This is a genomic window from Microbacterium sp. 4R-513 (assembly GCF_011046485.1).
GTDB lineage: Bacteria > Actinomycetota > Actinomycetes > Actinomycetales > Microbacteriaceae > Microbacterium.
The window spans coordinates 2438286-2450931 of sequence record NZ_CP049256.1; the positions used below are offsets into that span (position 1 = coordinate 2438286).

Sequence of the window (12646 nt, forward strand, 5' to 3'; positions counted from 1 at the left end):
GTCCCCCGTGGGGTTCATCCGGCCGCTCTACACTGCCGGAATCGTGGCAGAGCGCACCCCCACGGGCGCGGATTCCTCCGGTTTCCGCCCTGACATCCAAGGCCTGCGAGCGATCGCCGTAGGCGCGGTCGTGCTGTACCACGCCGGGCTGCCCTTCCTTCCCGGCGGGTATGTCGGGGTCGACATCTTCTTCGTGATCTCGGGCTTCCTCATCACGACCCACCTTCTCGGAAGCCTCACCCGCGAGGGCCGCATCCGGTTCGGCTCGTTCTACGCACGCAGGGCTCGCCGCATCCTTCCCGCGTCCTTCCTCGTCCTGCTGCTGTCGGTCGTCGCGGCGCTCATCTGGTACCCGCCCTTGCTCATCGAGAAGGTGTGGCGCGGCGCCGTGGCGACGGCGCTGTACGTGCCGAACTACCTCTTCGCGATGGATCAGACCGACTACCTCGCGCAGTCGACGAACCCGTCGCTCTTCCAGCACTACTGGTCGCTCGGGGTCGAGGAGCAGTTCTATCTCGTGTGGCCCGCGCTGCTGGGGCTCGCCTGGGCCGTCGTGCGATCGAAGCGCGCCCTGTTCTGGGTGCTGGTCGCCGTGGTGGCGGCATCCTTCGTCTCGTGCGTGTGGTTCACGTTCCAATCGCAGCCGATCGCGTTCTTCTGGCTGCCGACGCGCGCGTGGGAGCTCGGAGTCGGCGGGCTCGTCGCATTCCTGCTGCTGCGGCGTGAGCGGGTCGCTTCGCCGGCGGTCGCGCCGGTGCTCGGCTGGCTCGGCATCGCGGCCATCGGGGCATCGGTGGCGCTGTTCTCGTCGAAGACGCTCTTTCCCGGTGCGTGGGCAGCGCTCCCCGTGCTGGGGACGGCGCTCGTGATCGCGGCGGGTGCCACTCCGCATCGCCTCGGGCCGGGACGGATGCTGTCGGTCCGGGGCATGGTGCTCGTCGGGACGATCTCGTACTCGCTGTATCTCGTGCACTGGCCGGCCCTCGTCATCCCGGAGTCCGTCGTCCGCGGTGGACTGCCGCTGTGGGCGACGCTCCTCATCGCTCTCGCGTGCGTCCCCGTCGCGTGGGCGATGTTCCGGTTCGTCGAGGATCCGATGCGGCGTGCCCCATGGCTGACTCGGGCGCGCACGCGCCGCACCCTCATCGGCGCGGCGATCGGCTCCGTCGCGTGCCTTCTCGTCGCGACCGGCGCGTACGCCGTGGCGGACACCCGCTCGCTCAACGTCGCCGAGGAGGCGTCGGCTCCCGCCATCCAGGACCCTCCCCAGGGCACCGACTTCGTGCCCGAGAACCTGCGTCCGTCGCTTCGCGAAGCCGATGAGAGTCTTCCGCAGGTCTATGCCGACGACTGCGTGCGCGGCATCGCTGCGACGGATGCCGGGGACTGCCTGTACGGCGACCCCGCAGCGCCGCGGATCGTCCTCTTCGGCGACTCGCACGCGGCGCATTGGTTCCCGGCGCTCGACGCGTTCGCGCTCTCGGCCGGCTATGCCGTCGAGGTGCATACGAAGAGCTCGTGCCCGTACGCGACGATCGAATCGACACGGCGGGGCACTCCATATCCCCAGTGCGCCGAGTGGCGTAAGGCGGTGATCGAGGCCGTGAACGCGTCGGATCCGGTGATCGTGCTGCTCGCCGGCTACAGCGACCCGGATCTGGCACCCGGGGTGAAAGACGATGTCGCCACGTGGGAGGCGGCCTACGGGGCGACTCTCGATGCGATCACGGTGCCGAAGGCGGTGATCGCAGACACTCCCGACATCCGCGAGGATCCGGCGCCGTGCCTGTCGGCTCACCTGTCCGACGCCGAGGTGTGCGGTCAGCCGCGGTCGGTCGCCCTTCAGGACGCGTCTCGCGAGGCTGCCGCGAAGGCCGCTGCAGCGCGTGGGGTGCCGCTGCTCGACTTCAACGACTACCTGTGCACCGCCGACTGGTGTCCGCCGATCATCGGCGACGCTCTGGTCTATCGCGACTCGCACCACATGACGGCGGCCTTCAGCGCGCTGCTGGGCGGTGTGATGGGGGAGAAGCTCCGTCCGCTCCTGAACGCCGCGCCGCCGCCCGAGTGATCCATTCCGCCGCACGAGCTCGCTCCCGACGGTTCGCGAGGGAGGATCACCGCCCGGCGCCGGCGCGCCGCATTTCAGGCCCCACGACCGCACGCCGAGGCGCAGCCATCGGCGAGCAGTTCGAGACGCGGGACAAGCGCATCGGGCTCAGTGCCGAAGAGCGGCAATGCGCCGGTGCGCGGAGCCGGTCTCCGTCACCCCGGTTTCGGGTGAGTCTGACGTCCCAGGGCCGACTCGACCGGAATCGCTCGGATGCACTGCCTCGGGCGGGGTGCGCCAGGAGGGCCGGTCCGGCGGAGGCGGCGGATCCCACGCCCACTTCAGTGGAGACTTCGACCTCAACTCGACTGGAGATCCCTCGCCGGGGGGTGGGTGCAGCACGAAGGGCCTGAGGCCGTCGCGGGCGATCCGCCATCCCCGGTTGTGCAGGAGCATGTGGTGGAAGCGGCAGAGCAGGATGCCCCGGTCGATGTCAGTCCGCCCCAGGTGTTCCCACCAGTGATCGCAGTGGTGGGCCTCGCAGTAGGAGGCCGGCACGGTGCATCCGGGAAACATGCAACCCCCGTCACGCACCGCGAGCGCAGTGCGCTGCCGCGGGGTGTACAGCCGCTGCTCGCGCCCGACGTCGAGAGGATTGCCGAAGGAGTCGACCGTGACGCGGACCGAACCGATGGAGCACAGCGAGCGGTCGATCACCGGCCCGGGAAGCGCATCGCCGCGATCCTCGGCGTGACCGGTCGCCAGGAGTCGTCCGAGCGGGTCGCGCGCACCGAGGAGGTCCTCCACGACGAGGATCCGCACCCCGGGTTGCCGGGCCCCGAACACCTGCGACGCCTCGGCAAGGGCTCCCGCGCGCCAGACATCCATCATCAGGTCGTACGTCAGTTGATCGTTGGTCCGGAGGTCTCGAACGAGTTCGTCAGCATCGGCCACGGCATCCGGATCAACGAAGCGCGGCCCGCCCCGCCGCGGGCGAAGCGCCGCATCTATCGCGCCCTGCACCCACGCCGCCATCTCGTCGTCGAAGGCGATGCTCGCGTGCCGCGCCCCATCGGCGTCCGTCCACATTCGGAACGCGCGACGTTCATACCGCCGCGCGAAGCGCTCCACCGCACCGGCCGGATCCAGGGCATCCCGTACCTGCCGCGCGCGTCGCTGAAGCTCCTCGGCGGGCATTGCGTCGGCCTCGCGCATCAGCTGCTCCGCTGCCAGACTCCACGCCTCGGCCATCGCGCCGGGACCATCGCACGGGTCAGGGGGAGGCTCGCCCAGACCGCGGTAGATCGCGTCGTACTGGCTCGCGGTCAGACCGCCGGCGAGGTGTGCGCTTCGAAGAGCCTCGTGCCAAACCCTCCGCACACCCATGGGGCTCGCCTCATCCGGTCGGAGCGGATCGGCGGACCCTTCGAGCAGCGCCGTGCCCAGCCGCACGTGTCGGTCTGCTTCGGCCTTCGTTCCTCCCGCGATCGCCTGCACGAGCGCGGCCGGCGTCCGATGGCCCCTCGTGGCAGCGAGCCCCGCATGACCGAGTTCCCGCTCCGATCTCTGCGCCGCAACTCCCGCCGCCACGACCCGCAGCTTCTCGATCTCGTTGGCGAGGGACGAGGCATCCGTCATCACTCGCAGGAGGCACTCATCGTCGAGCCGCCGCATCGCGTCGGCCAGGGAAGACGGCTCCACGTCGAGGGCCGCGTGCGAGTCGAGTGACTCGATGAGCCGCTTCATCTCGCTGATGATCGCCATGCCCGATTCTCTCGCGAACGACGGACATTCGAACAGAAGTTCGACGAGGTTGTGGAGAATGCGGAGGTGCACCGTGTGGGGAGGAACGGGGCACAAGATGGTGCCGTGGCATCCCGTACCTTCCGCCTGGAGACGGCCGTCTCGGCGCCGCCGGAGCAGGCGATCGACTATCTCGCGCGGCTCGACGCGCACCGCGGCATCCACCCCTATCTCGAGAGCGCCGTGCCGGTCGCCCGCGGATCCGATGGTGAAGGGGACTGGATCGACTGGCGGATCGTGGAGCGCCCGACGATCGGGCCCTTCCATTACCGGATCCGGTTCGGTGCGCGCATGATCCGCATCTCTGCGACGACGATGATCGGTCATGTCCAGGCAGCGCCTGGATGCACGCTCGAAACGCGCACGACTGCGACATCGTCGGGCGGCGGAAGCCTCGTCACTGAGACGACTCTCGTGACCGCGCCCGCACCGCTCGTCCGCTACATGACCCGCCACGCCGAGATCGCCCACGCAAGGACCTTCGCAGCACTGCCGCACCTGCTCGCGGATGCCCCGCCCGGGAATACGCTGACCCCATGACAACCCTCGTGCTCACCGTCGTCGGAGATGACCGCGCCGGACTCGTCGCGGCCGTCGCGGAGGTCATCGACTCCCACGGCGGCAACTGGGAGAACAGCCAGCTCGCCGAACTCGCGGGAGCCTTCGCGGGCATCATCGAGGTCTCGGTCGCCGCTCATCGCGCCGACGCGCTGCGTGACGCGCTCTCGCAGCTCGAAGGCCTGGTGACGGTCGCCGTGCCCGGTCACGAAGAGGCGACGGATGCCTCGCCCGACCGCCTGTTCACCTTCGGGGTGCTCGGAAACGACCGCCCGGGCATCGTCCGCGAGCTCTCGTCCACGCTCAGCGACCGCGGGGTGAGCATCGAGCGGATGACGAGCGAGACCCGCGACGCCGCCATGGCCGGCGGCCGCCTCTTCGAAGCGACGATCTCGGCCGTGGTTCCGGCATCCGTCGACGTCGACGCCCTGGTCGAAGAACTCGAGAGGCTGGCCCACGAGCTGCAGGTCGACGTCACGCGTCGCGACTGACGGCCCGCATACGCCGACCCGGCCGCGTCAGCGCCGAGCCGCCCGCTCAGACGCCGGCTCAACCGCCGCCGACTCCGCCGCAACAGCCGCCGCCGCGGCGACCTCGGCCAGATACGCCTCCCGCAGCTCCGCGAGGACCGACCGCGCACCGTCACGGCGCCGGATGCCCAGGTGCTGCTCCCGCAGCTCGTCCATGAAGGCGTCCCACATCTCCGGGCCGCCGCGCTCCAGCAGCTCCGCGCGGATCGCGAGCTCCCGCGAGACGGGCAGGTGCCGCCGGCCCCACGAGCCGAGCGCGACGAGCACGGGCACGAGCTGGATCGCCGGCTCGGTCAGGCTGTAGACCACCTTCTGCTTGTGCGTCGGGTGGGGCGCCCGCGAGATGAGGCCCTGGTCGACGAGCCGCTGCAGGCGGTCGGCGAGGATGTTCGACGCGATCCCCTCTTCGGATCCGAGCAGCAGCTCGCGGAAGTGGCGGCGGTTGCCGAACATCATGTCGCGGATGACGAGCAGCGACCACTTGTCGCCGATCACCTCGAGGGAGAGGTTGATCGGGCATCCGGACCGCTGCGATTCCATCATTCTGGTTGCATTCTACAACCGGTTCGGCGTAGCGTGGGAAAAAACCAGTTGCAGATCGCAATCAGTGTGGAGGACGGAACATGCAACGAGTCATCGCGACGATGTCGATCTCGCTCGACGGCATCGGCTCGGGTCACAACCAGACCGAGGAGCGCCCCTTCGGCGACGCGCCCAGTGAGCTGCTGCACCGATGGATGTTCGAGACGCCCGACGAGAACCGAGCCGAGATCGACGACATCGTCTCGGCGGGTGCCTACGTCATGGGGCGGAACATGTACGGCCCGGTCCGCGGGGAGTGGGACCGCGACTGGCGCGGCTGGTGGGGCGACGACCCGCCGTACCACGCCCCGGTCTACGTGCTCACGCACTACCCGCACGAACCCATCGAGATGGAGGGCGGCACGACCTTCCACTTCGTCACCGACGGCATCGAATCGGCGCTGGCGAAGGCTCGGGATGCCGCGGGCGACCGCACGATCCACATCGCAGGCGGCGTCAGCACGATCAACCAGTACCTCGCAGCCGGCCTCATCGACGAGCTCATGCTGCAGATCTCGCCGACGATCGTCGGAGAGGGACTGCGCCTCTTCGAGGGCGTCGGCCCGGTCGATCTGGAGCTGATCAGCAGCCGCGGCGCCTCGCTCGTGACACATGTCCGCTACCGCGTGCGGCATCCCGAGGGGGAGCGGGCATGATCGCCGAGCCGACCGCGCAGGCAGCGGAGGGCAAGGTGCTGTGGCACTTCACGATGTCGCTCGACGGCTTCGTCGCCGGCCCCGGTCACTCCATGGACTGGATGGCCGGGCTCACGACCGGAAGGCCTCACATCATCGACGAGTACGTCGCGACGACCGGTGCGGTGCTCGGCGGCCGCGACGGGTTCGATGCGTTCCCCGATGCGTCGACGATCTACGGCGGCGCGTGGAGCGGCCCGGTCTTCGTCCTCACCCACCACCCGGAGGACGCTCCCGCGAGCGAGGGCACGACGATCCTCAGCTGCGACGTCGAAGAGGCTCTGCGGATCGCGAAGGATGCCGCGGGCGGCAAGAACGTCGAGATCCTCTCCGCTTCGATCGGCCGGCAGCTGCTCGATCGCGGGCTCCTCGATGAGATCGACCTGCATATCGCGCCGGTGCTCCTCGGCGACGGCATCCGTCTCTACGACAACCCGGGCGCTCCGCCGATCGCGCTCGCCTTCACGATGACGGATGAGCCGCGGCACGAGGTCAACGTGCGCGCCCGGCCGATCCGCGCGTGAAGACACCGTCTCGCCTGTGTCGTTGACCGCATCGCCGATCCATCGTCGGCGATCGCGATCCGAACGGTCGATCCCCGCTATCCGTTGATTCTCAGCGTTCTCACCGCCACAAGATCCCGACGGCCGTGCATACTGACGATATATCGGTATGTGTCGTTGAGCGCACCGGCGCTCGCTATCCGAGGAGGGCGATCATGAGCGGTTCATGGACAGGAAGCGGCGGCTTCGGCGGGTTCGACCCCCGGAGCTCGGGAGGCAAGTCGGGCATGGGCATCTTCGACATGCTCGACCAGCTCAAGGAGGAGTTCGAGAAGAAGGTCGGCGCGGCGACGTCGGGCACGCGGATGAACAAGGGCGACGTGCGTGCTGCTGTGCTGGCGCTCCTCGCCGAGCAGCCGATGCACGGCTACCAGATCATCCAGCAGATCGAGGAGCGCAGCAACGGCGCGTGGAAGCCCAGCGCAGGATCGGTCTATCCGACCCTCCAGCTCCTCGCCGACGAGGGTCTCATCAAGGCCGAGGAGTCGGGCGGCCGCAAGACGTACTCGCTGACCGAGGCCGGTCGGGCCGAGGCCGAAGAGGCCGGCGGGCGCGCGCCGTGGGAGTCGCAGGGCATGAAGGGCGGCGGCGGCTCGAAGACGGCGCTCGGAAAGGCCGGGATGGAGCTCGCACAGGCGGCCGCCCAGGTCGGCCGGTCGGGCAGCGCGGAGCAGGTGAAGCAGGCGGTCGACGTGCTCGAAGACGCGCGCCGTAAGCTCTACTCCATCCTCGCTCAAGACTGACCCTCGCCGTCCGCACGTCGGCGTCAAGGAGATTCGATGGCCGACGTCGGTGAGTCGCGCGCCCGCTATCGCCGCATCCTGCGCTTCGCCGCCAGGTACATGGTGCAGGCCTGGTGGTACGAGCTCTTCCTGCCCCGGATCGGGTTCGCCCGATTCTCGGCGCGCGGGCGCGCGGCCCGGCTGACGAGGCTCGCCCGCAAGTTCCACGCTCTCGCGGTCTCGCTCGGCGGCCTCATGATCAAGGTTGGACAGTTCCTCTCGTCGCGCCTCGATGTGCTGCCGCCGGAGATCACCAAGGAGCTCGAGGGCCTTCAGGACGAAGTGCCGCCCGTCGAGTTCGCGGCGATCCGCCGACTCGCCGAGGCCGAGCTGGGGATGCCGCTCGAGCGTGCCTACGCGTGGGTCGACCCCGCGCCGGTGGCTGCGGCATCCCTCGGTCAGGCCCACCGGGCGCAGCTGCGGCCTGAGGACGCGGTCTACACCGGATTCGCCGACGTCGTCGTCAAGATCCAGCGTCCTGGCATCGACGAGATCGTAGACGTGGACCTGGCCGCGCTGCGGAAGGTCGCGGGGTGGCTCAGCCGTGTGCGGCTCGTGGCCGATCGGGTTGATCTGCCGGCGCTCATGGAGGAATTCGGCGCGACCAGCCTGGAAGAGATCGACTACCTGCACGAGGCCGAGAATGCGGAGCGCTTCGGGGCCAACTTCGTCGGCGATCCTCGCGTGGCCGTGCCCGAGGTCGCATGGGAGCGGACGACCCGCCGGGTCCTGACCCTCTCGGATGTCACGGCGATCAAGATCAACGACGTCGACGCCCTGCGAGCGGCCGGCATCGACCCGACGGCCGTCGCCCACGAGTTCGCGACGGTCATGTTCGACCAGCTCTTCCGCGACGGCTACTTCCACGCCGATCCCCACCCCGGGAACATCTTCGTGACCCCGATCGCCGCCCCGCCGGGCGAGCGGCAGTGGAAGCTCACCTTCATCGACTTCGGGATGATGGGCGACGTCCCCGATAGGCTGCGAAAAGGTCTGCAGCGACTCATCATCGCGGTCGCCGCGCGCAACGGGCGCCAGATGGTCGACAGCATCCGCGATGTCGGCGTGCTGCTGCCCTCGGCCGACACGAGCGAGCTCGAGCGGGCGATGACGGCGCTCTTCGCCCGCTTCGGCGGCATGGGATTCGCCGAGCTGCAGGACGTCGATCCCCGCGAGTTCCGCGATTTCGCCGTCGAGTTCGGCGATGTCGTGCGGTCGCTGCCGTTCCAGCTGCCGGAGAACTTCCTCCTCATCGTGCGGGCGATCTCCCTCACCTCGGGCATGTGCAGCTCGCTCGACCCCGCCTTCAACATCTGGGATGCCGTCGAGCCCTACGCCGCCCAGCTGCTGCGCGACGAACGCGGCAACTTCGCGCAGGCGATCGGCAAGGAGGTGGTCGACGTCGCGGGCATCGCGGCTCGGCTGCCGCGACGCCTCGACGACGCCGTGACGCGCATCGAGGAAGGGCGCGTTGTCGTCGAGACGCCGCGGGTCGAGCAGCGGATGAGGTCGCTGGAGCGGACGGGACGCCGGATCATCTCGGCCGTGATCTTCGCGGCGCTGTTCCTGGGCGGGCTCATCGTGCGGCCGGAAGACGCCGTCTGGTCGACGATCCTCCTCGTGGCGTCGTTGCCGGCGGCGCTGCATGCGGTGCTGGCCGGCTGGGCGAGCGGGCGGGGCCCGCGCTAGACCGTCGGAGCGGTCATCGCGCCGATCGCCAACGAATCATCCCGAACCGACCCACCCCTCTTCACAAGTCGCTAGTTTGGCTAGCAAGTCTTCGAGCCACGCGGAAGTGCAGAGGAGGACAGGATGACCGAGGCGTCCCCGAACTCGCGGTCGGCGATCGTGACCGGTGGTGGGAGAGGCGTCGGACTCGCGGCCGTCAAAGTGCTCAGCGAGCGTGGCTGGTCGGTGATCGCGCTCGCCCGGGACGTCCGCGCCGCCCGTGCGGCGCTCGCCGGACATCCCTCGGTCGACGTGCGGTACGCGGATCTCCGCGACCCCGCCTCGCTCGTCGCCGTCGCGGACACGCTGCCGGAGGACGGGATCGACCTGGTCGTCGCGAACGCCGCCCAATTCGCGCCGTGGGACGAGACCACCCTGACGGCGGATCTCGACGGGGTGCGCGACATCCTCGAGGTCAATGTGATCGGCACCTGGCGCACCGTCCAAGCGTTCTCGCACGCCCTCATCCGGTCCCAGGGCTCGCTCATCATCGTCGGCAGCGGAGGCGGCTCGCACGGCGACCCGGACTTCGGCATCGCGACGAACCCGGGCGCTGTGAGCTACGCCGCTTCCAAGGCCGCCGTCCACGCCCTCGGCCGCAAGGCGGCCCTGGAACTGGGGGAGAAGGATGTCGCGGTCTACGTCGTCGATCCCGGACTGACCGCGACGGCACCCGGCATGGCGGAGATGGGGGCGAGAGACCCGCGCTCCGGTGCTCTCAGCATCCTCCGCCCCGTCCTCGGCGAGGGGTTCGTCCCCGCCGGCTCGTTCTCGCGCGACGGCCGCCCCCTCGATTGGTGAGCGGAGCGTTCAGGCGCCTCGCCCGGCCAGCTGCCGCTCGCGCATCGCGAGGAACAGCGGGAACGTGAAGGCGAAGGCGGTGACGAGCGAGAGCACGATGTAAAGCCACGCTCGCTTCATCGCAAGCCGCCGAGCCTCCACGACGATGAAGACGACACCGGCGACCGCCACGACGAGCAGGTCGACGCCGATCGACGACACGGCGGGACCGCTGCCGAAGATGTCGCCGAAGTAGTCGCGTGCCTCGAGCACGGTCCACGCGTTGAGGACGAAGGTACCGACGAGCCCGACGAGTGCGAGCACGAGGTAGGCGATCGCGAGCGGGGTCCAGCGCGGCTTCATCTCTGCCTCCTCGTGGGTGCGCCTCCGAGGCGTCAGGACGTAGTGACGACGGATGCCTCGGCAAGCTCGGACTCCAGCATCCGTCCTTCTTCCTTCCCGCCGCCGTAGTGTGGCGGCATGTCGGGACTCGCCGTCGTCGCGGCGGCCGGTCTCGCGCAGCTGGGGCCGGGCGGTGTTCATCGCGGGGATGGGCAGAGCGGGTAGGAACGGGGGAGGGGGTCGTTCGTGGTCGTAGGCGTCATTGCGCGCAGCGTCGACCTGCTCGTACAGCTCGCGCTCATCGTGCTCGGTGCGACGCTCGTCTTCACCGAGGACGACGGCACGACGATCGAGGTGCTTGCGCTGTGGTGCCTCATCGGCACGCTGTACTGGATCGCCGCCGTCATCGCCGTGGGCGTCAGCGTGCGTCGCGGGCCGGAGCGCACCACGCCGTGGCTGCAGCAGGTCGACAGGCATCCCGTGGTCGGCCTCGTCTCGACCATCGCGACCTTCGCCGCGAGCCTCGTGGGGATCGTCGCGGCGACCGAGATCCTCCTCCTGCGCAATGACCCGGACTGGGCGGTCTGGGTGGAGCCGGTCGCGGTGTGGGCGATGCTGCTGTCGTGGGCACTGTTCCACTGGGGCTATGCGCGGATCTACGACCGCCGGTATCGTCGGGCGCCGTCGCCGCCTCCGCTCGTGTTCCCCGGCGCGGTCGCGCCGCGGCTGGTCGACTTCGTCTACTTCTCGTTCACGAATGCGACCACGTTCTCCGTCTCGGACGTGGTCGTCCAGACCAGTCGGATGCGCTGGACCGTCGTCTGGCACACGACCTTCAGCTTCTTCCTCAACGCGCTCATCATCGTCCTGGCATTCAGCACGATCCTCGACGCCTGACCCAGACGCCGTGCAGCGGGGAGTCGTGCCTGCGTGCCCTACCTGCCCGCCCGCGCGCCCGCAACCCCTCACGCCGACCGACGCCGGCGGCATAGCGTGAGCAGACCCAGTGGCTTAGGACGGTTCGCGATGCCCGAGAACAGCACACACCACGAGATCCTGGTGATCGGCGGAGGAAACGGCGGAATCTCCGTGGCCGCGCGACTGCAGCGGCTCGGCGTCGAAGACATCGCCCTCGTCGAACCGCGGGAGCATCACCTCTACCAGCCGCTCTTCTCGCACGTCGCGGGCGGCACGGCGCGCGCCAGCGTCACCGTGCGACCGCAGCGCGATGTGATGCCGAAGGGCGTCGAGTGGATCCAGGGCCGGGTGGACTCGATCGACCCCGCCGAGAACGCCGTCCTCCTCGACGACGGCCGCAGGCTCACCTACGACCACGTCATCCTCTGCCCCGGCATCCAGCACGACTGGAACAGGGTCCCGGGTCTCGAGCACGCCATCACCACCCCGAAGGTCGCTTCGCACTACGAGCACGACCTGGCGGCGAAGGCCTCGCTGCTCCTCCGCGACCTCAAGAGCGGCACCGTCGTGTTCACCGAGCCCCCCGGGCCGGCCTCCTGCGCGGGCGCGTCCCAGAAGCCGATGTATCAGGCCTGCGACTACTGGCAGGCGACGGGCGTGCTGAACGACATCCGCGTGATCATGGTCGTCCCGACGCACTCCGTCTTCGGCATCCCGGCCTTCGACCGGGAGCTCGAACGCAACATCGCGATCTACGGCATCGAGCTGCGCACCGACAGCGAACTGCTCGAGGTGGATGCCGAGGCCTCGGAGGTCGTGATCGGCGGCCCCGAGGGGGCTGAGCGCATCCGCTTCGACGTCCTGAACGCCGTGCCCCCGCAGTCGGCGCCGGACTGGCTCGCCGAGTCGCCGCTGGCCGCTCCGGGCGACGACGGCGGCTTCGTCGAGGTCGACACCCGCACCCTCCGACACCCCCGCTACGGCAACGTCTGGACGCTGGGGGATGCCGCGGCAACGACGAATTCGAAGTGCGGCGGCGCGCTGCGCAAGCAGACGTACGTGCTCGCGAAGAACCTCGCGGCGGTGCGCAAAGGGGAGGAGCCGCGGTGGGCGTACGACGGGTACGGCGTCTGTCCGTTCACCGTGTCGCGCTCGACCGTCGTGTGGGCGGAGTTCGGCCCCGAAGGACAGCTCATGCCCACCATCCCGTTCTGGAAGAGCATGTACCGCGAGAACCGGCTGGCCTGGATCGCCGACCGGCACGTCCTGCCGTGGGTCTACTGGAACCTGATCCTGAAGGGCCTCGTGTAACCGC

General features: G+C 69.3%; 14 protein-coding genes. 11 read left to right on the plus strand and 3 right to left on the minus strand.

Features of this window, described 5'->3' with window-relative positions; genetic code table 11:
* Positions 1–43 precede the first annotated feature (43 nt).
* On the plus strand, positions 44–2071 hold the full coding sequence (locus G5T42_RS10670; RefSeq protein ID WP_165128394.1) for an SGNH hydrolase domain-containing protein: 2028 nt from the start codon (positions 44–46) through the stop codon (positions 2069–2071).
* 147 nt (positions 2072–2218) lie between these two features.
* Here G5T42_RS10670 and G5T42_RS10675 read toward each other — a convergent pair whose 3' ends face one another.
* The gene (locus G5T42_RS10675; protein ID WP_347103780.1) at positions 2219–3547 is read right to left on the minus strand and encodes a DUF222 domain-containing protein; all 1329 of its coding nucleotides are present in this window, start codon (positions 3545–3547) and stop codon (positions 2219–2221) included.
* Positions 3548–3592: 45 nt separating this feature from the next.
* Here G5T42_RS10675 and G5T42_RS17720 point away from each other — a divergent pair, with 45 nt between their 5' ends.
* The 3 genes from G5T42_RS17720 (at position 3593) to G5T42_RS10685 (ending at position 4902) form a co-directional block, all read left to right on the plus strand.
* A complete protein-coding gene (locus G5T42_RS17720) occupies positions 3593–3778 on the plus strand; it encodes a hypothetical protein (RefSeq protein WP_241246093.1) in 186 nt (61 codons plus the stop codon).
* 141 nt (positions 3779–3919) lie between these two features.
* Positions 3920–4393: an SRPBCC family protein gene (locus G5T42_RS10680; protein ID WP_165128398.1), complete on the plus strand. Its 474-nt coding sequence runs from the start codon at positions 3920–3922 to the stop codon at positions 4391–4393.
* Positions 4390–4902: an ACT domain-containing protein gene (locus tag G5T42_RS10685; RefSeq protein ID WP_165128400.1), complete on the plus strand. Its 513-nt coding sequence runs from the start codon at positions 4390–4392 to the stop codon at positions 4900–4902. The genes G5T42_RS10680 and G5T42_RS10685 overlap by 4 nt, the downstream gene beginning before the upstream one ends.
* 27 nt (positions 4903–4929) lie before the next feature.
* Here G5T42_RS10685 and G5T42_RS10690 read toward each other — a convergent pair whose 3' ends face one another.
* On the minus strand, positions 4930–5484 hold the full coding sequence (locus tag G5T42_RS10690; RefSeq protein WP_165128402.1) for a helix-turn-helix domain-containing protein: 555 nt from the start codon (positions 5482–5484) through the stop codon (positions 4930–4932).
* Between the two features lie 80 nt (positions 5485–5564).
* On the opposite strand from G5T42_RS10690, the gene G5T42_RS10695 reads away from it, so the two are divergent.
* The 5 genes from G5T42_RS10695 (at position 5565) to G5T42_RS10715 (ending at position 10092) form a co-directional block, all read left to right on the plus strand.
* Positions 5565–6179 carry a dihydrofolate reductase family protein gene (locus tag G5T42_RS10695; RefSeq protein ID WP_165128404.1) on the plus strand — a complete coding sequence of 205 codons (615 nt, stop codon included), beginning with the start codon at positions 5565–5567 and terminating at the stop codon, positions 6177–6179.
* Positions 6176–6742 (plus strand): dihydrofolate reductase family protein, encoded by a 567-nt coding sequence (locus G5T42_RS10700; protein WP_165128406.1) that lies wholly within the window; start codon positions 6176–6178, stop codon positions 6740–6742. Before G5T42_RS10695 ends, G5T42_RS10700 begins: the two co-directional genes overlap by 4 nt.
* Before the next feature lie 194 nt (positions 6743–6936).
* Positions 6937–7524, plus strand: coding sequence for a PadR family transcriptional regulator (locus G5T42_RS10705; protein ID WP_165128408.1), 588 nt, complete (start codon positions 6937–6939; stop codon positions 7522–7524).
* A gap of 36 nt (positions 7525–7560) precedes the next feature.
* Positions 7561–9252, plus strand: a complete 1692-nt coding sequence (locus tag G5T42_RS10710) for an AarF/UbiB family protein (protein ID WP_165128410.1) — start codon at positions 7561–7563, stop codon at positions 9250–9252.
* A gap of 123 nt (positions 9253–9375) precedes the next feature.
* Entirely contained in the window at positions 9376–10092 is a 717-nt protein-coding gene (locus tag G5T42_RS10715; RefSeq protein WP_165128412.1) for an SDR family NAD(P)-dependent oxidoreductase, read from the plus strand.
* Between the two features lie 9 nt (positions 10093–10101).
* On the opposite strand, the gene G5T42_RS10720 is transcribed toward G5T42_RS10715, so the two are convergent.
* Positions 10102–10434, minus strand: coding sequence for a DUF2834 domain-containing protein (locus tag G5T42_RS10720; RefSeq protein WP_165128414.1), 333 nt, complete (start codon positions 10432–10434; stop codon positions 10102–10104).
* Positions 10435–10659: 225 nt separating this feature from the next.
* On the opposite strand from G5T42_RS10720, the gene G5T42_RS10725 reads away from it, so the two are divergent.
* Positions 10660–11310 carry a DUF1345 domain-containing protein gene (locus G5T42_RS10725; RefSeq protein ID WP_165128416.1) on the plus strand — a complete coding sequence of 217 codons (651 nt, stop codon included), beginning with the start codon at positions 10660–10662 and terminating at the stop codon, positions 11308–11310.
* A gap of 129 nt (positions 11311–11439) precedes the next feature.
* A complete protein-coding gene (locus tag G5T42_RS10730; RefSeq protein ID WP_165128418.1) occupies positions 11440–12642 on the plus strand; it encodes an FAD-dependent oxidoreductase in 1203 nt (400 codons plus the stop codon).
* The last annotated feature ends 4 nt before the right edge of the window (positions 12643–12646 follow it).